The sequence below is a fragment of the Streptomyces sp. NPDC051684 genome (assembly GCF_044453445.1).
Lineage (GTDB): Bacteria > Actinomycetota > Actinomycetes > Streptomycetales > Streptomycetaceae > Streptomyces.
The window spans coordinates 56,587-78,889 of record NZ_JBITCS010000012.1 but is presented as its reverse complement, the minus strand read 5'-3'; the positions used below and the strand labels follow the sequence as shown (position 1 = coordinate 78,889).

At 70.0% G+C, this 22,303-nt stretch carries 18 protein-coding genes; 5 read left to right on the top strand and 13 right to left on the bottom strand.

Annotation, left to right across the window (positions count from 1 at the left end):
• Window positions 1–96: 96 nt before the first annotated feature.
• Complete coding sequence (locus tag ACIA8D_RS16700) at window positions 97–1,476, top strand: AMP-binding protein (RefSeq protein WP_399232701.1); 1,380 nt, start codon at window positions 97–99, stop codon at window positions 1,474–1,476.
• A 132-nt stretch (window positions 1,477–1,608) separates the two neighbouring features.
• On the opposite strand, the gene ACIA8D_RS16695 is transcribed toward ACIA8D_RS16700, so the two are convergent.
• The 7 genes from ACIA8D_RS16695 to ACIA8D_RS16665 form a co-directional block, all read right to left on the bottom strand.
• Window positions 1,609–2,550 carry a LysR family transcriptional regulator gene (locus ACIA8D_RS16695; protein ID WP_399232906.1) on the bottom strand — a complete coding sequence of 314 codons (942 nt, stop codon included), beginning with the start codon at window positions 2,548–2,550 and terminating at the stop codon, window positions 1,609–1,611.
• Window positions 2,551–2,589: 39 nt separating this feature from the next.
• Window positions 2,590–3,561: a 2-dehydropantoate 2-reductase gene (locus ACIA8D_RS16690; protein ID WP_399232699.1), complete on the bottom strand. Its 972-nt coding sequence runs from the start codon at window positions 3,559–3,561 to the stop codon at window positions 2,590–2,592.
• 171 nt (window positions 3,562–3,732) lie between these two features.
• Window positions 3,733–3,945: a formate dehydrogenase subunit delta gene (locus ACIA8D_RS16685; RefSeq protein ID WP_399232698.1), complete on the bottom strand. Its 213-nt coding sequence runs from the start codon at window positions 3,943–3,945 to the stop codon at window positions 3,733–3,735.
• 1 nt (window position 3,946) lies between these two features.
• Window positions 3,947–6,757 (bottom strand): formate dehydrogenase subunit alpha, encoded by a 2,811-nt coding sequence (fdhF, locus tag ACIA8D_RS16680; protein WP_399232696.1) that lies wholly within the window; start codon window positions 6,755–6,757, stop codon window positions 3,947–3,949.
• A complete protein-coding gene (locus ACIA8D_RS16675) occupies window positions 6,754–8,376 on the bottom strand; it encodes a formate dehydrogenase beta subunit (protein ID WP_399232904.1) in 1,623 nt (540 codons plus the stop codon). The genes fdhF and ACIA8D_RS16675 overlap by 4 nt, the downstream gene beginning before the upstream one ends.
• A gap of 18 nt (window positions 8,377–8,394) precedes the next feature.
• The gene (locus ACIA8D_RS16670) at window positions 8,395–8,889 is read right to left on the bottom strand and encodes an NAD(P)H-dependent oxidoreductase subunit E (RefSeq protein ID WP_399232694.1); all 495 of its coding nucleotides are present in this window, start codon (window positions 8,887–8,889) and stop codon (window positions 8,395–8,397) included.
• 134 nt (window positions 8,890–9,023) lie between these two features.
• The gene (locus ACIA8D_RS16665; protein ID WP_399232692.1) at window positions 9,024–9,737 is read right to left on the bottom strand and encodes an acyl-CoA dehydrogenase family protein; all 714 of its coding nucleotides are present in this window, start codon (window positions 9,735–9,737) and stop codon (window positions 9,024–9,026) included.
• 227 nt (window positions 9,738–9,964) lie between these two features.
• On the opposite strand from ACIA8D_RS16665, the gene ACIA8D_RS16660 reads away from it, so the two are divergent.
• The gene (locus ACIA8D_RS16660; protein ID WP_399232690.1) at window positions 9,965–10,657 is read left to right on the top strand and encodes a GntR family transcriptional regulator; all 693 of its coding nucleotides are present in this window, start codon (window positions 9,965–9,967) and stop codon (window positions 10,655–10,657) included.
• A gap of 47 nt (window positions 10,658–10,704) precedes the next feature.
• On the opposite strand, the gene ACIA8D_RS16655 is transcribed toward ACIA8D_RS16660, so the two are convergent.
• The 6 genes from ACIA8D_RS16655 to sucC form a co-directional block, all read right to left on the bottom strand.
• Window positions 10,705–11,202 carry a beta-class carbonic anhydrase gene (locus ACIA8D_RS16655; protein ID WP_399232688.1) on the bottom strand — a complete coding sequence of 166 codons (498 nt, stop codon included), beginning with the start codon at window positions 11,200–11,202 and terminating at the stop codon, window positions 10,705–10,707.
• A gap of 1 nt (window position 11,203) precedes the next feature.
• Window positions 11,204–12,433, bottom strand: a complete 1,230-nt coding sequence (gene frc / locus ACIA8D_RS16650; RefSeq protein WP_399232687.1) for a formyl-CoA transferase — start codon at window positions 12,431–12,433, stop codon at window positions 11,204–11,206.
• A gap of 136 nt (window positions 12,434–12,569) precedes the next feature.
• Complete coding sequence (locus ACIA8D_RS16645; protein WP_399232684.1) at window positions 12,570–13,247, bottom strand: GntR family transcriptional regulator; 678 nt, start codon at window positions 13,245–13,247, stop codon at window positions 12,570–12,572.
• A gap of 231 nt (window positions 13,248–13,478) precedes the next feature.
• Window positions 13,479–15,014, bottom strand: coding sequence for an aldehyde dehydrogenase family protein (locus tag ACIA8D_RS16640; protein ID WP_399232682.1), 1,536 nt, complete (start codon window positions 15,012–15,014; stop codon window positions 13,479–13,481).
• A 158-nt stretch (window positions 15,015–15,172) separates the two neighbouring features.
• Entirely contained in the window at window positions 15,173–16,057 is an 885-nt protein-coding gene (gene sucD, locus ACIA8D_RS16635) for a succinate--CoA ligase subunit alpha (RefSeq protein ID WP_399232680.1), read from the bottom strand.
• Between the two features lie 11 nt (window positions 16,058–16,068).
• Window positions 16,069–17,226: an ADP-forming succinate--CoA ligase subunit beta gene (gene sucC / locus ACIA8D_RS16630; RefSeq protein WP_399232902.1), complete on the bottom strand. Its 1,158-nt coding sequence runs from the start codon at window positions 17,224–17,226 to the stop codon at window positions 16,069–16,071.
• Between the two features lie 180 nt (window positions 17,227–17,406).
• Between sucC and frc (ACIA8D_RS16625) the strand changes: the two genes are divergently transcribed.
• The 3 genes from frc (ACIA8D_RS16625) to ACIA8D_RS16615 all read left to right on the top strand — a co-directional run bounded on the left by frc (ACIA8D_RS16625) (window position 17,407) and on the right by ACIA8D_RS16615 (window position 22,302).
• Complete coding sequence (gene frc / locus ACIA8D_RS16625; protein WP_399232678.1) at window positions 17,407–18,636, top strand: formyl-CoA transferase; 1,230 nt, start codon at window positions 17,407–17,409, stop codon at window positions 18,634–18,636.
• A gap of 3 nt (window positions 18,637–18,639) precedes the next feature.
• Window positions 18,640–20,793, top strand: coding sequence for an acetate--CoA ligase family protein (locus ACIA8D_RS16620; protein WP_399232676.1), 2,154 nt, complete (start codon window positions 18,640–18,642; stop codon window positions 20,791–20,793).
• 123 nt (window positions 20,794–20,916) lie between these two features.
• On the top strand, window positions 20,917–22,302 hold the full coding sequence (locus ACIA8D_RS16615) for an OFA family MFS transporter (protein ID WP_399232674.1): 1,386 nt from the start codon (window positions 20,917–20,919) through the stop codon (window positions 22,300–22,302).
• Window position 22,303: the final 1 nt, after the last annotated feature.

The following is a 22,303-nucleotide window of genomic DNA, read 5'->3' as shown; positions in this document are numbered from 1 at the left end:
CGAGCTTCATAAGCGGCTGCTATCGGCTGTTCGGGAGTGCGTATTGGACGTGCGGGGCGGCTCACCGCACGCTCGCTGAGGAGGGAGGTGGAAGGCATGGCCACGTCGGCGCCGACCGTCACGGGCCTCGTCGATCTCCTGGATCGGCAGGTGCGTGCGCGACCCCGTGCTCCCGCGCTGCTCGTCGGCGACGGGCGGGTACCCCTGTCGTACGAGGAGTTGGACGCGCTCGTGGACCGGGCGGCGCAGCGGTGCGTGGCGGCGGGACTGCGGGACGGTGACGTACTCGCGCTCGTCGAGGGCAACTCCGTTGAATTCGTGGGGGCGTTGCTCGGCGCGGCCCGCGCGGGGGTCGTCGTCGCTCCCCTGGATCCGGCGCTGCCGGAGGCCGAACTCCGTTCTCGTATCGACGACTTGGGCGCGCGGGCCGTCTGCACAGGCGACCGGATCACCGTCACGGACGGCCGGGCCGTGCGGCGGGACGGCGCGCTCGTGCTGTTCACCGCGGGCGCGACGGGGCGGGCCCGGACGGTGCCACTCACGCACGCGAACGTGGCGGCGGCCGTCCACACCGTCTGCTCCACCTACGCGTTGGGACCCGAGGACGCGACCGTCGCGGTCATGCCGTTCTTCCACGGGCACGGTCTTTTCGCCTCGCTGCTGTCCACGCTCGCCAGCGGGGGCCGGGTGCTGCTGCCCGCGGGCGGGCGGTTCGCGGCGGAGACGTTCTGGACGGATCTGCGGGCGGCGGGGGCCAGTTGGTTCACGGCGGTGCCGAGGGTCCACGAGGAGTTGCTCGACCGGTCCGAGGCGGCCGACATCCCCGTGCCGCCGCCGCTGCGCTTCGTCCGTAGTTGTGGTGCGCCGCTCAATGCCGCGACGCAGCGGGCACTTGAGCGGATGTTCGGGGCGCCGCTGCTGTCCGCGTACGGGATGACCGAGGCGGCGCACCAGATCGCCAGCGAGCCGCTGCCGGAGCGCGGGCCGCTCAAGCACGGGACGGTGGGGCGGGCGACGGGGGTGCGGCTGCGGGTCGTCGACCGGGGTGGGCGGGTGTGTCCGGCCGGGGTGCGGGGTGAGGTGTGGGTGGCGGGGCCGACCGTGGCGGGCGAGGGGTGGTTGCGGACGGGGGACCTGGGGTCGCTGGACGAGGACGGGTATCTGTCGCTCGCCGGGCGGACCGAGAGCCTCATCGTGCGGCGGGGGCTTTCGATCTCGCCGGAGTACGTGGAGGACGTGCTCGCCGGGTGTCCGGCCGTCGCGGAGGCGGCGGTGTTCGCGGTGGGCGGGGAGGAGGTCGGCGCGGCGGTGGTGGTGCGGGGGGACGAGTGCGTGGAGCCCTCGGAGATTTTGCGGTACTGCCGGGGGCGGTTGGCCGCGGTCGCGGTGCCGGATCGGGTCGTGTTCGTGTCCGCGTTGCCGCGGACCGCACAGGGTGGGTTGGATCGGGTGGCCGTGCGTGAACGGTACGGGTGAGGTGCCGGGTGAGGTGGGTTGACGTCGCGGGGCGCTGCCCCGGGCCCCGCGCCGCAAGCGCCGGCGGGGCTTGAAAAGATCGGGGCTCTGCCCCGGGCCCCGCTGCTCAAGCGCCGCAGGGGCTTGATTGGCTCACCCACCGGCGGGGTTTGACATGCCCACCGGAACCCTCTGGTCGAACACCGCGTCCAGGTTCAACGCCGTCGCCGCGCTCACGAACGCTCTCGCAGCCACCGAACCCGGTGTGCCCGCGTGGATCGCCACCGAGACCTGGGCGCCGGCCTCCGGGTCGACCAGCGGCAGCGCTCGCGTCCGGCCGTCCACCGGCATCGCGCGCAGCCAGGTGTGGGGCACGACGCTGGCCCATTCGCCGTCGCCCACATGTGCGTACAAGGAGGCGATGGAGTCGGTCTCGACCTGGGGCGTGACCTCCAGGCCCTTGTTGACGAAGACCTTGTCGATGATCTGGCGGATGCGCATGTCGGGGGTGAGGAGGGCGAGCGGGAGTTGTGCCGCGTCCGACCAAGTGAGGCTGCCCGTGCGGGACTTGAACTGGTCGTCCGAGACCAGGAGCATGTAGCGCTCCTGGTAGAGCGGGACGACTTGCAGGCCCTCCTGGTCGTCCGGGTCGAAGTGGGCGATGGCCACGTCGAGTTCGAAGTCGCGGAGCTGGCGGTGGAGCTCTTTCGTGGACAGGCGGGAGCGGACCTGGACCTTCGCCAGGGGATGCGCCGAGCAGAAGGCGCCCACCGGGAGGGCCAGTGTCGTGGATGCCGTGGGATCCGTGCCCAGGCGGAGCGTTCCCGTGATGCCCGACTGGACCGCCGCGACCTCGGCCTTGAAGGCGTCCTGTTCCGCGAGGATCCGTTTCGCCCACACCACCAGGCGCTCGCCCTCCGGGGTGAGGCCCTGGTAGTTGTGGCCGCGGTTGATCAGCGTGACGTTGAGCTCCCGCTCCAGCTTGGCTATCGCCGCCGAGAGCGCGGGCTGGGAGACGTAGCAGGACTCGGCGGCCCGCGCGAAGTGCCGCTCGCGCGCCACCGCCACGAAGTACTCCAACTGCCGGAACAGCATGTACGTCTCCTCTGCCACGTGATCTTCATCCGTAGCGTGCTACGGCAGCACGGTGCGTGCCAATAGGTCGGTCGCCGCGTGGATCGCCCGCAGGGTGGGGGCCTCGGCGCCGGTGATGTCGGCCATCTCGACGACGGCCGTGACGATGGCGTCCAGCTCCAGTTGTTTGCCCGCCTCCAGGTCCTGGAGCATGGACGTCTTGTGGGCCCCGACGCCCTCGGCGCCGCGCAGCCGCTTCTCGATGGAGATCTCGGGCGTCGAGCCGACGCGGGCTGCGATGTCGAGGATCTCCTCCATGACACGGCCCACCATCGCCCGCGTCAGCGGGTGCCTGCACATGTCGGTCATGGTGGCCCGGGTCAGCGCGCTGATCGGGTTGAAGGCCGCGTTGCCCATGAGCTTGATCCAGATGTCGTCGCGCAGGTTCTGCTCGACGGGGCACTTGAGGCCGCCCGCGACCATGGCCTCGCTCAGCTCCGTGCAGCGGCGCGAGACACTGCCGTCCGGTTCGCCGATGGAGAAGCGGGTGCCTTCCAAGTGGCGGATCACGCCCGGGGATTCGATGACCGTGGCCGGGTAGACCACGCAGCCGATCGCGCGCTCCGGCGGCAGCACCTTGCTCGTCGCGCCGCCCGGGTCGACGGCCTCGATGCGCCGGCCCTCGTAGGGGCCCGTGAGGCGGTGGAAGTACCACCAGGGGATGCCGTTCTGGCCGGCGACGAGAGCCGTGTGCTCGCCGAGCAGCGGGGCGACGAGCGAGCCGCAGGACGGGTACGAGTGGGCCTTGAGGCCGAGGAACACATAGTCCACGGGGCCGATCTCGTTCGGGTCGTCGGTGGCGTGCGGGTGGGCGGTGAAGTCGCCGCGCGGGCTGAGCACGCGGACGCCTTCGGCCTGGATGGCGCGCAGATGGTCCCTGCGGGCGACGAGGTGCACGTCCGCGCCGCCGCGGTGCAGGGCCGCGCCCACATACGCGCCGATGGCTCCGGCGCCGACAACTGCGATCTTCATGTGGTGCCTCCTGGAGTCGAGGGTGTGGAGGTACGCACATGTCGCCGCCCGCGCGCCGCACAGCACACGGAACGGACGACATGAGGATTCACTGGGGGTGGAAGCGGGCGCGGCCGCCGCGCGTGCCCTGTCGCGCGGCGGCCGCTGGGAAGGTGGCCGAGGGGCCCGGGGTCAGCGCATGAGTTTCACGGCCGCCACCACGAGCGGGTCGAGGCCGTCCGCTCCGTCGTCCACGAGCGCGTAGAGCCGCTCCCGCATCCTCGGGTCCCAGAACTTCGTGAGGTGTCCGGCGATCGCCTCGGCCGCCGCCGCACCCGGCAGATGGCCCTGGTTCGCGGCGATGTCGTTCGCCATCCGGCGCTCGGCCGGGACGGTGTGCGCCATGTCAGTCCACCACCGTGACGAGGTCCTCGGTGCGCTCCCGCTGCGCGGCGGCCTTCGGCGCGAGGCCGACCTGGACGGCCGTGACCTTGTACTCCGGGCAGTTGGTCGCCCAGTCGGAATTCTCGGTCGTCACCACGTTCGCGCCCGTGACCGGGTGGTGGAAGGTGGTGTAGACGACGCCCGGTGGCATCCGGTCGGAGATCTGCGCGTGCAGCGTCGTCGCACCGACGCGGCTGGAGAGTGTGACGAGGTCGCCCTCGCTGATGCCGCGCTCCTCCGCGTCGTGCGGGTGGACCTCCAGGATGTCCTCGGAGTGCCAGGCGACGTTGCCGGTGCGGCGGGTCTGCGCGCCGACGTTGTACTGGCTGAGGATCCGGCCCGTGGTGAGGACCAGCGGGAAGCGGCGGGTGCTGCGTTCGTTGGTCGGGACGTACGAGGTGACCACGAACCGGCCCTTGCCCCGCACGAACTCGTCGACGTGCATGGTCGGGGTGCCCTCGGGGGCCTCCTCGTTGCACGGCCACTGGATGGAGCCGAGCTTGTCGATGAGGTCGAAGGAGACACCGGCGAAGGTCGGGGTGACCGAGGCGATCTCGTCCATGATCTGCGACGGGTTCTCGTACTCCATGGTGTAGCCCATGGCGGTGGCGATCTCGCACACGATCTGCCACTCGTGCTTGCCCGCCTTGGGCGGCATCACCGACCGCACTCGGTTGACGCGCCGCTCGGCATTGGTGAACGTGCCGTCCTTCTCCAGGAAGGAGGCGCCGGGCAGGAAGACATGGGCGAACTTCGCCGTCTCGTTGAGGAACAGGTCCTGGACCACGACCAGTTCCATCGCTTCGAGGGCGGCGGTGACGTGCTGGAGGTTCGGGTCCGACTGGGCGATGTCCTCGCCGTGCACGAACAGGCCCCGGAAGTCACCTTCGATGGCCGCGTCGAACATGTTCGGGATGCGCAGGCCCGGCTCGGGCAGCAGCGCGGAGCCCCACAGGTTCTCGAAGACACCCCGCACGGCGTCGTCGGAGATGTGCCGGTAGCCGGGCAGCTCGTGCGGGAAGGAGCCCATGTCGCAGGAGCCCTGGACGTTGTTCTGCCCGCGCAGCGGGTTGACACCGACGCCGTCGCGGCCGATGTTCCCGCAGGCCATCGCCAGGTTGGCCATGCCCATCACCATCGTCGAGCCCTGGCTGTGCTCGGTGACACCGAGGCCGTAGTAGATCGCTCCGTTGCCCGCGGTCGCGTACAGGCGGGCCGCCGCGCGCAGTTCGGACGCCGGTACGCCGGTGATCTCCTCGGTGGCCTCGGGGCTGTTCTCGGGGCGGGCCACGAACTCGGCCCACTCCTCGAAGCCCTCGCAGCGCAGCTCGATGAAGCCCTTGTCGACGAGGTCCTCGGTGACGACGACGTGCGCCATGGCGTTGACGACGGCGACGTTGGTGCTGGGCCGCAGGCTCAGGTGGTGCTGGGCCTCGATGTGCGGGGAGCGCACCAGGTCGATGCGGCGCGGGTCGACGACGATCAGCTTGGCGCCCTCGCGCAGCCGCTGCTTCATGCGGGAGCCGAACACCGGGTGGGCGTCGGTGGGGTTGGCGCCGATGACCATGATGACGTCGGCCTCGGCGACCGAGCGGAAGTCCTGGGTGCCGGCGGATTCGCCGAAGGTCTGCTTGAGGCCGTAGCCGGTGGGCGAGTGGCAGACGCGGGCGCAGGTGTCGACGTTGTTGTTGTGGAAGGCGGCGCGGACCATCTTCTGGACGACGTACACCTCTTCGTTGGTGCAGCGCGAGGAGGAGATGGCGCCGATGGAGCCCGCCCCGTAGCGGCCCTGGATCTCCTGGAAGCGGCGGGCGACGGTGCCGATCGCCTCGTCCCACTCGACCTCGCGCCACGGGTCGGTGATGCGGTCGCGGACCATGGGCTTGAGCTTGCGGTCGGGGTGGGTGGCGTAGCCGAAGGCGAAGCGGCCCTTGACGCAGGAGTGGCCCTCGTTGGCGCCGCCGTCCTTGTAGGGGACCATGCGGACGAGTTCGTCGCCGCGCAGTTCCGCCTTGAAGGAGCAGCCGACGCCGCAGTACGCGCACGTGGTGATCACGGAGCGGGTCGGCATGCCGAGGTCGACCACCGACTTCTCCTGGAGCGTGGAGGTCGGGCAGGCCTGGACGCAGGAGCCGCAGGACACGCACTCGGAGTCCAGGAACGACTCCCCCGCGCCCGCCGACACCTTGGACTCGAAGCCGCGCCCCTCGATGGTGAGCGCGAACGTGCCCTGCACCTCGTCGCAGGCGCGCACGCAGCGCGAGCAGGCGATGCACTTGGACGGGTCGAAGTCGAAGTACGGGTTGGAGGTGTCCTTCTCGGCGTCGAGGTGGTTGGCGCCCTCGTAGCCGTAGCGGACCTGGCGCAGGCCCACGACGCCCGCCATGTCCTGGAGTTCGCAGTCGCCGTTGGCGGGGCAGGTGAGGCAGTCGAGGGGGTGGTCGGAGATGTAGAGCTCCATGACGCCCTGGCGGAGCTTCTCGACCTTCGGTGTCTGCGTCTTCACCGACATGCCGTCCGTGCACGGTGTCGTGCAGGAGGCGGGGGTGCCGCGCCGGCCGTCGATCTCGACGACGCACAGCCGGCACGATCCGAACGCCTCCAGGCTGTCCGTGGCGCAGAGCTTCGGTACGTCGATGCCGGCCTCGGCGGCCGCCCGCATCACGGACGTGCCCTCCGGGACCGTCACCTGTTGGCCGTCGATCTCCACCGAGACCGTGGCCGCTCCGGGGCGCTGTGGAGTGCCGAAGTCGGGTTCCTTCATGAGTGTCATGCCTGGCCCTCCGTTCGAGTGCTTCCCGGCTGTACGGGGTGGATGTTCAGGAGCCGACGGTCGCCGCGGTCGACGAAGTCGTCGGCGAAGTGCGCGAGCGCGCTGCGTACGGGCATCGGCGTGAGCCCGCCCATGGCACACAGTGAACCATCGGTCATCAGCTCGCACAGGTCCTCGAGCAGCGCGAGATTCTCGTCGCGCTCCTCACCGGCGACGATGCGGTCGATGACCTCGACGCCGCGCACCGAACCGACCCTGCACGGTGTGCACTTGCCGCAGGACTCCTCGGCGCAGAACTCCATCGCGAAGCGGGCCTGCGCCGCCATGTCGACGGTGTCGTCGAAGACGACGACGCCGCCGTGCCCGAGCATCGCCCCGGCCTCGGCGAGCGCCTCGTAGTCCATCGGCAGGTCGAACTGCGCCTCGGGCAGATACGCGCCGAGCGGCCCGCCCACCTGCACGGCGCGCGCGGGGCGGCCGCTGAGGGTGCCGCCGCCGTACTCCTCGATCAGCTCGCGCAGGGTGATGCCGAAGGCGGTCTCGACGATGCCGCCGCGCTTGATGTTGCCGCCGAGCTGGAAGACCTGGGTGCCGCGGGAGCGGCCGACGCCGAGGTCCTGGTAGGCCTTGGCGCCGTGGGCGAGGACGACGGGGACGGTGGTGAGCGTGAGGACGTTGTTCACCACGGTCGGCTTGCCGAACAGGCCCTCGATCGCGGGGATCGGCGGTTTCGCGCGGACCATGCCGCGCTTGCCCTCCAGGCTCTCCAGCATGGAGGTCTCCTCGCCGCAGATGTACGCGCCGGCGCCGACGCGGATGTGCAGGTCGAAGTCGAGCGGCGAGCCGAGGATGCCGGCGCCGAGCCAGCCGCGCCCGCGGGCGATGTCGATGGCGGCGCTCATCGTGGCGATGGCGTCGGGGTACTCGGAGCGGATGTATATGTAGCCCTCGCTCGCGCCGACGGCGTGGGCGGCGATCGTCATGCCCTCGATGAGGAGGAACGGGTCGCCCTCCATGACCATGCGGTCGGCGAAGGTGCCGCTGTCGCCCTCGTCGGCGTTGCAGCAGATGAACTTGGTGTCGCCGGGGCCGGTCTCGCAGTCGAGGACCGTCTTCCACTTGATGCCTGCCGGGAATCCGGCGCCGCCGCGGCCGCGCAGCCCCGAGTCGGTGACCTCGGTGACGACGTCGGCGGGTGTCATCTCCAGGGCCGCACGGAGTCCTTGCAGGCCGCCGTGGGCCTCGTAGTCCTCGGGCGAGAGCGGGTCGGTGACGCCGACGCGGGCGAAGGTGACGCGCGTCTGCCGTTGCAGCCACGGGAGTTGGTCGACCGGGCCGAGGCGCAGGGGGTGGTCGCCGCCGTCGAGGATTCCGGCGGCGAGCAGTTCCGGTACGTCGTCGGGGGTGACCGGACCGTAGCCGATGCGGCCATCGGGCGTCACGACCTCGACGAGGGGTTCGAGCCAGAGCAGGCCGCGCGAGCCATTGCGGACCACGTCGATGCCGAACCCGCCCTCGATCGACGCGAGTTGGAATCCCCGCGCCACCTCGTCGGCGCCGACGGAGCGGGCCGCCGCGTCACCGGGAACGTACATGGTGGTCATGTTGTCGCAGCTCATGTTGTCGGACGTCACCTCTCACACCACCCCGTTGAGGATCGCGCCGAGCCGAGCCGGGGTCACGCGCCCGTACAGTCGCCCGTCGGCCTCCACGGAGGGGCCGAGCGCGCAGTTGCCGAGGCAGAAGACCTGCTCGACGGTGACCCGGCCGTCGGCGCTCGTGTCACCGAGCGTCAGGCCCGACTCCTTCACATGGGTCAACAGCTTCTCGGCGCCCAGGGCCTGGCAGGCCTCGGCGCGACAGATGCGGACGGTGGAGCGGCCCGCGGGCTCGCGGCGGAAGTCGTGGTAGAAGGTCACCACTCCGTGCACATCGGCCCGGGAGAGGTTGAACTCGTCGGCGAGGACGGGGATCGCCTCCTGCGGTACGCACCCCAACTCGGCCTGCACGGCGTGGAGTACGGGCAACAGTGCGCCGCGTTCACCGCGGTGCGCGGCTGCCGCCCTCCTGACCACGCTCTCGACCGACACGTCCGTCCCGCTGGTCGTCATGATCACTCCGCCTTCCGTCATGCGGGTCTCCGGCGCGGGTGCGGGAGACCCCAGCACTACCCCATACAGACTTCTGTATACAGAAGCCCGGTGTAAAGAAGCGGGACGAAATCAAGCGGAGTCGATCGGCCGACTTCCGTACACCGGACGGGTGTTCACGAGGCCACGAGCACGGGCTCCTGGTCCGTCACGGCGCCCAGTTCGGTCAGCCACGGCAGTGCGATGTCCCGCACCAGCCGCTCGCCGTCCCCGTCCTGCCCGAGAAGAGCCGAGGCCGGTACGCGCACGGGGTCGGCGCAGACCGTCGAGGTCGCGCTGCCGCTCGGCCCGGGGCCCGTCGCGCGGGCCGGCACGTACAGATCGGGGGCGTGGGCCGGGACCAGCCACAGACTGCGCCCTCCCGGTCCGCCCTCGGCCGCCCCGCTCGACCAGAGGTAGCTGTCGGCCTCACCCGCGGCGACCACATGGCGCTTGCGGCCGCGCAGGGTGACGACGTCGCCGGTGCGGCGCGCCGGGGACTCCGGCCCGTCCTCCTCCAGGGCGAGCGAGCACAGCTGGCGCCCGGCGGCGATCTCGGCGCGCACCCAGGCGCTGCCGTGCGCCTCGACGACGGCGACCGCCGCGTAGTGCGAGCGCAGCACGGCCGCGGCGGCCGGGCAGACCAGCGCGACGCGCGCCACGACATCGACGGCCTCGGCCAACCCCCGTCCGCCGCCGCCGAGTTCGGGGTCGCTGGTGAGGCCGAGGAGGCCGGCGCGACCGAGCGCGGTGACACCGGAGCGGGGGAATCTGCCTTGCGTGCGGGCCGGTTCGCCACCGGATGCGACGGCGCCGGTCAGGACGTGGGTGAGTGCGGTGCGGTACGACACGGGGCGACCCCCTCGTCAGCGATATGTGAGCGGCCGCGATGCGGCGCGTAATTGCATACAGTATTCCGCCACGCTCCCGGAGGGCCAGAGGTGTGCGCGGCAAAGTTGTGACGGAACTTCAACTCCCGCACGAGCAAGGCGAGCTACAAACTGTCTATTGCATACTAAAGTCAGTATCCCAGCGCCTCTGGCGTCGCGTCAGCGGACGAACAAGGGAGGGCTCAGTCATGCCCGAGCTACCAGCCGTGGCCACCCGCGGCCCGATCAGCCGACCCGTCCCGCTGCGGCAGGCCGTCCACGACACCCTGGTCGAAATGATCATCAATGGCACGCTGCGGCCCGGCCAGCACCTCGTCGAGGCCGACCTCGCCGAGCACCTGGGGGTCAGTCGACAGCCGGTGCGCGAGGCTCTCCAGCGGCTCCAGACCTCCGGTTGGGTCGATCTGCGCCCCGCCCAGGGCGCGTTCGTGCACTCCCCCACGACTGAGGAATGCGCTCAACTCCTCGGCGTACGGGCGGTGTTGGAGACGTACTCGGCGCACGGGGCGGCCCAGCACGCGACGGAGGACGATGTCGCCCGGCTGTGGCAGTTGCAGCAGGTGGGGCTCGAAGCGCTCGCGGCCCAGGACGCGCGGGGCATCGTCGAGGCGAACGCGGCACTGCACTCACACATCACCACGCTGTCGCGCAACGCGGTGCTCGGCGAACTGATCCCCCAGGTCGACCAGCGGGTGCGCTGGTACTACACACCCATCGCCAAGCCCCGCGGCAACGACGCCTGGAACGAGCACGCGCTGATCATCAAGGCGATCGCCGCGGGCGACCCCGACCGCGCCGAGGCACTGATGCGCCGGCACACGCAGAACACCACGGATTTCTACTGCGCGCAGATCGAGGCCGCGGCCGGTCCGGGCGGCTGAGGCACCGGGCCGGCCACGGCAGTCCGGGCCGAACAGGCGGGGCGGGGTTACGCGGTGATCTCCCGCAACAGCCCCGTCCGCACGTCGAAGACAAAGCCGCGCACGTCGTCGGTGTGCGGCAGGAACGGCGACGTGCGCACCTTGCGCAGGGACTGCCGCACGTCCTGGTCGACGTCGGTGAAGCCCTCCACCGCCCACGTCGGCCGCTGACCGACCTCGCGCTCCAGATCCTGCCGGAACTCCTCGGTCAGCGACTCGAGCCCGCAGCCGGTGTGGTGGATCAGCACCACACTGCGGGTGCCCAGCGCCCGCTGACTGATGGCCAGCGAGCGGATGGTGTCGTCGGTGACCACACCGCCCGCGTTGCGGACGGTGTGGCAGTCGCCGAGCCCCAGGCCGAGCGCCGCGTGCAGATCGATCCTGGCGTCCATGCAGGCGACGACGGCCACCTCCAGGACGGGGCGGGCATCCATGCCGGGATCACTGAACGCGGCGGCGTACCGCCCGTTCGCCTCGACGAGGCGATCGACCACAGTGTCGTCCATCTCAGATGACACCCTGCTCGGCGAGCTGCGCCAACTCTGCCGGATCCAGGCCGAGTTCATCGGCGTAGATGGCGGTGTTGTGCTCGCCCAGGAGCGGGGAGCCGGAGATGGTGGTCGGCGAGTCGGAGAGCTTGAGCGGGTTACCGACCGTCGTGTACGAGCCGCGCCCGGGGTGCTCGACCTCGACGACCATGTCGTTGGCGACCAGCGACTCGTCCTCGATGATCTCCTTGGTGGAGAGGATCGGGCCGCAGGGGATGTTGTGGGCGTTGAGCTTGTCGAGGACCTCCCACTTGGGGAGCGTCGAGGACCACTCCTCGATGAGCTGGAACATCTTGTTGAGCTTCGGAAGCCGCGCCTCCGGCGTCGACCACTCCGGGTCGTCCGCCATCTCCGGCCTGCCGATCAGCTCGGCCATCGGCTTCCAGCCGACCGGCTGGACGATGACGTACACGTAGTCGTTGGGTCCGCCGGGCGCGCACTTGACGGCCCAGCCGGGCTGCCCGCCGCCCGAGGCATTGCCCGAGCGGGGCACCTCGTCGCCGAAGTCCTCGTTCGGGTACTCGGCCAACGGGCCGTGGGTCAGGCGCTGTTGGTCGCGCAGCTTCACGCGGCACAGGTTCAGCACCGCGTGCTGCATCGCGACGTTGACGCGCTGGCCGCGCCCGGTGTTCTCGCGCTGGAACAGGGCGGCGAGGATGCCGGCGACGGTGTGGATGCCGGTCCCGGAGTCACCGATCTGCGCGCCCGTGGCCGTCGGAGGACCGTCCTCGAATCCCGTCGTGGCCATCGAGCCGCCCATGGCCTGGGCGACGACCTCGTAGGCCTTGAAGTTGGTGTACGGACCCTCGCCGAAGCCCTTGATGGAGGCGTAGATGATGCGGGGGTTGATCTCCTGGATGCGGTCCCACGTGAAGCCCATCCGGTCCACCGCGCCCGGGCCGAAGTTCTCCACCATGACGTCCGAGCGGCGGATCAGCTCCGTGAGGATCTCCTTGCCGCGCTCGCTCTTGGTGTTGAGGGTGATGCTCCGCTTGTTGGAGTTGAGCATCGTGAAGTACAGGGAGTCGACGTCCGGGACGTCACGCAGCTGCTTGCGTGTGATGTCACCGGTCGGCGCCTCCAGTTTGACGACGTCCGCACCCAGCCACGCCAGCAACTGCGTCGCCGACGGGCCCGACTGAACGTGCGTCATGTCGAGGACACGCACGCCCTCAAGAGCCTTGGTCATGATCGACACCCCACCTCTCGCTTGCGCGTTGGGAGTTAGAAGTCGCACAGGTAGCACTCTTCATACAGTATTCGTCGACTGTATGCAATCATCGAGGGCAGCGTGAACCGACGGGTGGCTCAAGTCAGTTGGGCCGCTACCGCGCCCGCTGGTGGTACGAGGTGCGGGTGTGCTCGGTGTGCGCGCGCATGACGTCCGCCGCCCGGACCTCGTCCCCGTCCGCGAGCGCCGCGATCAGCTCACGGTGCTCCGCCCAGGACTGGTGACCGCGCTGCCGCGCCACCGGCGTGTAGTACCAGCGCACCCGGCGGTCGACCTGCGCGGCCAGCTCCGCGAGCACCTCATTGGCCGCCAACTCCATGACGGCGCCGTGCAGTTGCGCGTTCAGTGCGACCGCCGCCTCCACGTCGTCCGCCGCGACCGCCCGCTCCCCCGCCTCGCACAGCTCCTCCAGCGCGGCGACCGCGACGGCGTCGGCCTTCCCGGCGGCGAGCCGGACCGCCTCGGTCTCCAGCAGCTGGCGCACCGTCAGGAGCTGGTCCGCCTCGTCCTCGGTCGGCTCGTGCACGAACGCGCCCTGGGCCGGCCGCAGATCGACCCACCCCTCGGTGCTGAGCCGCTGCAACGCCTCCCGTACGGGCTGCCGCGACACCCCGAGCTGCTCCGCGAGATCGGTCTCGACGAGGTGGGCGCCAGGCGGCAGCGTGCGCGTGATGATGAGTTCGAGGAGCGCGCCGTAGAGCCGCTCCCGCAGCGGTCCCGGGCGGTCCAGTTTGGGCACGGCACCCAGCGGCAGTCCTGCGGTCGGCAACATCGGGGCCCCTTCCGTCCTGCGTCCTGCGTCCACGGCGTCTCAACCCACGCTTCTCGCATGGGGATTGTCGTAGTTCTTGCCGAGGGCAATCCCAGCCTGTACACAATATCCCGTCGACACATCGTGTGCGCGGGGCGGGCGAGAACTCGCCCCGCGGCACGGCGGCGGGGTTCACGTGCGGCGGGGAGCGCCCCCTGCGCCGCGCGGGACCCCGCCGCAGCTGCGTCCGGGTCAGGGCATCAGCTGGTACTCGGGGAAGTTGCCCGGGAGCCGCTCCCCCGACGGGCCTTCGGTCACCGCGCGGACCAGGAGTTCGCCGCCCACGAAGGCGCCGCGCCACGACGCCCCGAACCCGCCGAACAGCTCGTCCCGGTCCCCGCGCGAACGCGGCTTGCCGTGGCCGACCTTGAACGCGCGGATCTGCGGCGCGAGACGCTCGTACGTCGCCTCGTCGTCGGTGGACAGGGTGGCGACGAGGGCACCGTTGGACGCGTTCATCGCCGCGAGGAGCTCCGCCTCGGTGTCGACGAGCACGATGGTGTCGACCGGGCCGAACGGCTCGGCGTGGTGCAGCGGCGAGGACGGCGGCGGGCCGAGCAGCGTGACCGGATGGACGTACGCGCCCGTGTCCTGGCCGGGCAGGAACAGCGTCGGGTCCGCCGTGGAGCGGTGCAGCGGGACGGCCCCGCGGTCGATGGCCTCCGCGACCTGGTCGTGCAGCTCCTTGGCCTTCGCCGCGTTGATCAGCGGGCCGAAGTCGAGCGCCGGGTACGGGTCGTCGGGGTGCTCGACCGCCAGCGGGTGGCCGACACGCAGAGTGCGTACGGCGGGCAGGTAGGCGGCGAGGAAGTCGTCGAAGGCCTCGCGCTGCACGACGAACCGCGGGTAGGCGGTGCAGCGCTGCTTCCCGTAGTCGAAGAGCTTGGGGATCGAGGCCGTCAGCTTGTCCCAGTCGGTGAAGTTCCAGATGCCCCAGGTGTTGAGGCCCTCCTGCTCCAGGATGTGCCGCTTGCCGAGGTCGGCGACGTCCGTGGCGACCGCCGCGCCGGTGTCCCGGCCGCCGACGAAGGACACGCAGCCGATCTCCGGTGCCCGCACCAGCGCCTCGGAGAGCTGCCCGCCGCTGCCGCTGACGAGCGTGACCGGGATGCCCTCGCGGGCGGCGAGCGCGCAGGCCAGGGTGAGACACGAGACACCGCCGTCGGTGGGTGTCTTGGCGATGACCGCGTTGCCGGCGAGCGCCTGCACCAGCATGGCGTGCACGAGGACGCTCATCGGGTAGTTCCAGCTCGCGATGTTCGACACGGGCCCGGGCAGCGGCGTGCGCTCGCCGAGGATGTCGTCGATGCCCTCGACGTACCAGCGCACGCCGTCGATGGCGCGGTCCACGTCGGCCTGCGCGAGCCGCCACGGCTTGCCGATCTCCCAGACCAGGAGCAGGGCGAGGAGTTCGCGGTGCTGGGCGAGCGCGTCGAGGGTCGCCGCGACGCGGGCGCGCCGCTCGGGCAGCGGGATGTGCCGCCAGGCGCGGTGCTGGTCGAGGGAGGCGCGCACGGCCTGGTGCGCGGTGTCGGCGTCGAGGCGCGGCGGGCCCGCGATGGGGCTGCCGTCGACGGGGCTGGTGGCGGGCAGGGCGCGGCCGTCGGCCTGCCAGGCGCCGTTCCACAGGTTCAGGACATGGTCGTCACGGAAGGCCTCGGGGGCGACGGTGAGGCAACGCTGCCAGGCGTCGGCCCAGGACGTACCGGACTTGAGGGTGATTGCCATGGTGTGTGGTCTCCGCTCACGGTGCACAGTCGGGGCGGGGTACTTGATGGCTGGTGGTGCTGTACGACTGGTGGTGCTGTGGACGGGAGGTGCCCAGCGGGCACCTCCCGTATGCCAAGTGACGTACAGAGATGGCTAGTTGCCGCCTATGAGAAGCGTCACTGCCCGTCGGCGAGGCGGTCCAGGACGAGCCGGGCCGTCTCCGTCGGCGTGGCGCCGACGCGGACGCCGACCGCTTCGAGCGCCTCCTTCTTGGCCGCGGCCGTTCCCGAGGAGCCGGAGACGATGGCGCCTGCGTGGCCCATCGTCTTGCCCTCGGGCGCGGTGAATCCGGCGATGTAGCCGACGACCGGCTTGGTGACGTGCTCTCGGATGTGCGCCGCGGCGCGTTCCTCGGCGTCTCCGCCGATCTCCCCGATGAGCACGATGAGTTCGGTCTCGGGGTCGGCCTCGAACGCTTCGAGGCAGTCGATGTGCGTGGTGCCGATGACGGGGTCGCCGCCGATGCCCACGCACGTCGAGAAGCCGATGTCGCGCAGCTCGTACATGAGTTGGTAGGTGAGGGTGCCGGACTTGGAGACGAGCCCGATCCGGCCCGGCTTGGTGATGTCGGCGGGGATGATGCCCGCGTTCGAGGCGCCGGGCGAGATGAGGCCCGGGCAGTTGGGGCCGATGACGCGGGTGCCCTGCTGCTTGGCGTACGTCTGGAAGGCGACGGCGTCGTGCACCGGGATGCCCTCCGTGATGACGACGGCGAGCGGGATGCCCGCGTCGGCCGCCTCGATGACGGCGCCCTTGGCGAAGGCCGGCGGCACGAAGACGACGGTGACGTCGGCCCCGGTGGCGGCCATGCCCTCGGCGACGCCGCCGAAGACGGGGATCTCGCGGCCGTCGAGGTCGACGCTGCTCCCCGCCTTGCGGGGGTTGACGCCGCCGACGACGTTCGTGCCCGCCTGGAGCATGCGGCGGGTGTGCTTCATGCCCTCGGCACCGGTCATGCCCTGGACGAGGACCTTGCTCTCCTGGGTCAGGTAGATGGCCATGTCCCGGCTCCTTAAAGGGGGTTGGGGGCGAGGGCGAGTTCGGCGGCCTGGTGTGCCGCGCCGTCCATGGTGGTGGCCTGTTCGACCAGCGGGTGGGCGCGCTCGTCGAGGATGGCCCGGCCGCGCGCGGCGTTGTTGCCGTCGAGCCGGACGACGAGCGGCTTCGTCAACTGGACGTGCTCCAGGGCCTGGACGATGCCGTCGGCGACCGCGTCACAGGCGGTGATGCCGCCGAAGACGTTGACGAAGACGGACTTCACCGCCGGGTCGGAGAGGATGACGTCGAGACCGTCCGCCATGATCTGGGCAGAGGCCCCGCCGCCGATGTCGAGGAAGTTGGCGGGCTTCGCTCCGCAGCCCGCGACCACGTCCAGGGTGGACATGACGAGCCCGGCGCCGTTGCCGATGATGCCGACCTCGCCGTCGAGCTTCACATAGTTGAGCCCCTTGGCCGCCGCCCTGGCCTCCAGTGGCTCCTCGTGCGTGGCCTCCTGTTCTCCCCAACGGGCGTTGCGGAAGCGGGCGTTGTCGTCGAGGGTCACCTTGCCGTCGAGCGCGAGGATCTGCCCCTGCGCCGTGCGCACGAGCGGGTTCACCTCCACGAGCAGCGCGTCCTCGCGGGTCAGGACGTCCCACAGCCGTACGAGGACGTCGACGGTCTGCGGCGGAAGGCCCGCCGCCTCGGCGATCCGCGCCGCGACCGCGGAGGTGACACCGACGACCGGGTCGATGGGAATGCGGGCCACCGCCTCGGGCCGGGTGGCGGCGACCTCCTCGATCTCCATGCCGCCCTCGGCGGAGGCGATGGCGAGGAAGGTGCCGGCCGCGCGGTCGAGGATGTAGGAGACGTAGAACTCGCTGTCGATGTCGACCGGTTGGGCCAGCATCACCTTGCGCACGGTGTGGCCCTTGATGTCCATGCCGAGGATCTGGCGCGCCGTCAGTTCGGCGGCGGCCGGGTCGGCGGCCAGTTTGACGCCGCCGACCTTGCCGCGCCCTCCGGTCTTGACCTGCGCCTTGACGACGACGCGGCCACCGAGGCGGCGCGCGAACTCGCGGGCCTCCTTGGCGGATTCGGTGACCTCGGCCCGCGGGACGGGGATGCCGTGCTCCGCGAACAGGTCCCTCGCTTGGTGTTCGTACAGGTCCATTTGCGGCTCCTGTCTCAGTTCCTGCTTCAGCCCCTGTTTCGGCTACGGAAAGGAAAAGTGCTGCACGCCCCCTGGACACCACCCACTCAATGCGGGATACCAGTTTTCATACAGTATTCGGCGACTGTATGCAATGTACGAGCCGACGGTGGACCGACCGTGGAACCGACCGTGGACCAGTAGCGAGGTGAGTCGTTCGTGACCAAGGCACTCGAGGGTGTGCGCGTCCTGGACATGACCCATGTCCAGTCAGGCCCATCCGCCACGCAGATGCTGGCGTGGCTGGGTGCGGACGTCGTCAAACTGGAGGCGCCGACCGGTGACATCACACGCAAGCAGCTGCGTGACATCCCGGACGTCGACTCCCTGTACTTCACGATGCTCAACTGCAACAAGCGGAGCATCACCCTGAACACCAAGACGGAGCGCGGCAAGGAGCTGCTGACCGAACTGATCCGCCGCTCCGACGTACTGGTGGAGAACTTCGGCCCCGGTGCCGTCGACCGGATGGGCTTCACCTGGGACCGCATCCAGGAGATCAACCCCCGCATCATCTACGCCTCCATCAAGGGCTTCGGCGAGGGCCCGTACACCAACTTCAAGGCCTACGAAGTGGTCGCCCAGGCCATGGGCGGCTCCATGTCGACCACAGGCTTCGAGGACGGGCCACCCCTCGCGACGGGCGCGCAGATCGGTGACTCGGGCACCGGCATCCACACCGTCGCCGGCATCCTCGCCGCCCTGTTCCAGCGCGAGAACACCGGGCGCGGCCAGCGCGTCAACGTCGCGATGCAGCACGCGGTGCTGAACCTGTGCCGCGTGAAGCTGCGCGACCAACAGCGCCTGACCCACGGCCCGTTGGCCGAGTACCCGAACGAGGACTTCGGCGACGAGGTGCCCCGCTCGGGCAATGCCTCGGGCGGCGGGCAGCCCGGCTGGGCCGTCAAGTGCGCGCCCGGCGGACCCAACGACTACGTCTACGTCATCGTCCAACCGGTCGGCTGGAAGCCGCTCACCGAGCTGATCGGGCGGCCCGAACTCGCCGAGGACGCCGACTGGGCCACGCCCGAGGCGCGGCTTCCGAAGCTCAACAAGATGTTCCAGCTCATCGAGGAGTGGTCCTCGACGCTCCCCAAGTGGGAGGTCCTCGACAAGCTCAACGCCCACAACATCCCCTGCGGCCCGATCCTCTCCACCAAGGAGATCATCGAGGACGAGTCGCTGGTCGCCAACGACATGGTCGTCGAGGTGCCGCACTCCGGACGCGGCTCCTTCAAGACCGTCGGTTCCCCTCTCAAGCTCTCCGACTCCCCCGTCGACGTCACCTCCTCCCCGCTGCTCGGCGAGCACAACGCGGAGGTCTTCATCGGTGAACTCGGCCTCGGGGACGAAGAGTTGCGTCTGCTCAAGTCGAACGGAGTGATCTGATTGATGGCCGAGGAACGTGAGCTCAAGGTACGGGCGCTGCTCGACACCGTACGGGCCGAGGGACGTACGGCGCTCACCGCGCCCGAGGGAAAGGTGATCGCCGACGCGTACGGCATCGCCGTCCCCGGCGAGGAGCTCGCGGCCGATGCCGACCAGGCGGTGGCGGCCGCGGCCCGCTTCGGCGGACCCGTGGTGCTCAAGATCGTCTCGCCCGACATCCTGCACAAGACCGACGCCGGCGGCGTCGTCGTGGGGGTCGAGGGCGAGGCCGCCGTACGGGACGCGTACCAGCGGATCGTCGACAACGCGCATGCCTACGACGCCGCCGCCCGCATCACCGGTATCCAGGTCCAGGAGCTGCTGCCCACCGGGCCCGACACCCAGGAGGTCATCGTCGGGTCCGTCACCGACCCGACCTTCGGCAAGGTCGTCGCCTTCGGACTCGGCGGTGTCCTCGTCGAGGTACTGAAGGACGTCACCTTCCGGCTCGCGCCGGTGTCGGCGGACGAGTCCCTCGACATGCTCGACTCGATCAAGGCGGCGGAGGTGCTGCGCGGCGTGCGCGGCGCCAAGGGCGTCGACCGCGAGGCGCTCGCCGAGCAGATCCGCCGCGTGTCCCAACTGGTCTCGGATTTCCCGGAGATAGCCGAGGTCGACCTCAACCCGGTGATCGCGAGCCCGAAGGGCGCGCTCGCCGCCGACATCCGCGTGATCCTCGCCGAGGGCGAGCAGAAGCAGCGGCGCACCTACAGCCGCGAGGAGATCCTGACCTCCATGCGGCGGCTGATGCAGCCGTCCTCCATCACCGTGATCGGCGCCTCGAACGAGCAGGGCAAGATCGGCAACTCGGTGATGCGCAACCTCATCGACGGCGGCTTCTCCGGCGAGATCCATCCGGTGAACCCGAAGGCCGACGACATCCTCGGCCGCAAGGCGTACAAGAGTGTCACGGACGTCCCGGGCGACGTGGATGTCGCGATCTTCGCGATCCCCGCCAAGTTCGTGGCCTCGGCCCTGGAGGAGGTGGGCCGCAAGGGCATCCCGAACGCGGTGCTCATCCCCTCCGGGTTCGCCGAGACCGGCGAGCACGAGCTCCAGGACGAGATCGTGCGGATCGCCGAACAGTACGGGGTGCGGCTGCTCGGCCCGAACATCTACGGCTACTACTCGACGTGGCAGGACCTGTGCGCCACGTTCTGCACGCCGTACGACGTGAAGGGCGGCGTCGCCCTCACGAGTCAGTCCGGTGGCATCGGCATGGCCATCCTGGGCTTCGCGCGCACCACCAAGACGGGTGTCTCGGCCATCGTCGGGCTCGGCAACAAGTCGGACCTCGACGAGGACGACCTGCTCACGTGGTTCGGCGAGGACCCCAACACCGACTGCATCGCGATGCACCTGGAGGACCTCAAGGACGGGCGCGCCTTCGTGCAGGCCGCGCGCGAGACCGTGCCGAAGAAGCCGGTCGTCGTCCTGAAGGCGGGCCGCACGGCGGCGGGCGCCAAGGCGGCCGGTTCGCACACCGGCGCGCTCGCGGGCGACGACGCGGTGTACGACGACATCCTCAAGCAGGCCGGTGTCATCCGGGCGCCGGGCCTGAACGACATGCTGGAGTACGCGCGGGCGCTGCCGGTGCTTCCGACTCCCCAGGGCGACAACGTCGTGATCATCACGGGGGCCGGCGGTTCTGGTGTGCTGCTGTCCGATGCCGTGATGGACAACGGGCTCGAACTCATGGAGATTCCGGCCGACTTGGACGCGGCCTTCCGGAAGTTCATCCCGCCGTTCGGCGCCGCGGGCAACCCCGTCGACATCACGGGCGGCGAGCCCCCGTCGACGTACGAGGCGACGATCCGGCTCGGCCTGGAGGACCCGCGGATCCATTCGCTGGTGCTCGGCTACTGGCACACCATCGTCACCCCGCCCATGGTGTTCGCGGAGGTGACGGCGCGCGTCGTCCAGGAGTTCCGGGAGCGCGGCATCGAGAAGCCCGTGGTGGCCTCGCTGGCCGGCGACGTCGAGGTCGAGGAGGCGTGCCAGTACCTCTTCGACCGGGGTGTGGTCGCGTACCCGTACACGACCGAGAAGCCCGTCGCGGTGCTCGGCGCGAAGTACAAGTGGGCCCGCGCGGCGGGGAAGTTGGGGGGCGGTCGATGACGTAGCCGACCGGCGGGTCCGGCCGGCGGTGCGCGCCGGCCGGGCCCGGGCCCCGTGCGCACACGAAAGAAATTTGGACAGGGGGCGCTGCCCAGATCTTTCGACGCAAGGGAAACGATCGACATGACAACAACCGATCTGCCGAGTTCCGTCCCCTACAGGGAGGTGACGGACGCCAACGGCCGGATGTACCGGGTTGGCGAGAGCGACATCGACATCATGGGTCGCGGACGCAAGTGGATGGTCATCCTGCCCTGGGTGGGCATGATGGGCATCTCGTCCGCGGAGTACGCGTTCGCGTCCGCAGAGGACACCCTGCACACCGCACACCATTGGAACAGCGGACACATCTTCTGGATGATGACCGTCTGGGTGTTCTTCCAGGCGGCGGTGGCCATGCCTGCGGGCAGGCTGAGGGAGAGCGGCAAACTGCCGGCCCGCTGGGCCATGATGCTCGGCGCCGTGGGCACCTTCCTCGGCTATCTGTCGCTGGCCTTCGCACCGCACGTCATCGTCGCCTACATCGGCTTCAGCGTCTTCAGCGGTATGGGCGCCGGCATGGTGTACGCGACCTGCGTCAACATGGTCGGCAAGTGGTACCCGGAGCGCAGGGGCGGCAAGACGGGCTTCGTCAACGGAGGCTTCGCCTACGGCTCGGTCCCGTTCGTGTTCCTGTTCACCGGGTTCATGGACCTGACCAACTTCCGTTGGGTGCTGGTCTCGGTGGGTGTCCTGCTCGCCACGATGGTCGCCGTGGCCGGGTCCTTCTTCAAGGACCCGCCGAAGAACTGGTGGCCGGCGAACATCGACCCGCTCAACCCTCCGGAGGACCCGCGGGCACGCCGGTCGCTGGAGAAGAACCCGCCGGCCGTCAAGCAGTACACCCCCATGGAGGCATGGAAGACGGGCCGGGTCGCGCTGATGTGGTTCTGCCTGGCCTGTACGTCGGGTGTGAACATCTTCGGCATCGCCTTCCAGGTCGACATCGGCAAGGAAGCGGGCTTCGCCGGCGGAATCGTGGCCACCGCGATGTCACTCAAGGCAGTCGTCAACGGCACCGGTCGCGGTGTCATCGGCTGGCTGTCCGACCGGTACGGCCGCAAGCAGTGTCTCCTTGCGGTCTGCGTGATCCTGGGCCTCGCCCAGTTCGGCATCATCTGGTCGGCGTCGGAGCAGATCCTCGCGATGTTCCTGATCTTCTCCGCGATCTCCGGCTTCGGTGGCGGCGCGATCTTCCCGATGTTCGCGGCCCTGACCGCGGACTACTTCGGTGAGAACAACAACGCCACCAACTACGGCATGGTCTACAGCTCAAAGCTTGTCTCGGGGCTCGGCGCGGGCATGGGGTCCGTCGTCGTCGGGGCCTGGGGACACTCGGGTGCGTTCATCCTGGCCGGCTGCATCTCGCTCTTCGCCGGCTTCGTGGCGATCTTCCTGTCCCCGCCCGGTAGGCCAAAGAAGCGTGGGGTCCACCCCAACCCACACCCCCTTGGTGAGGAGATGGCTTGAT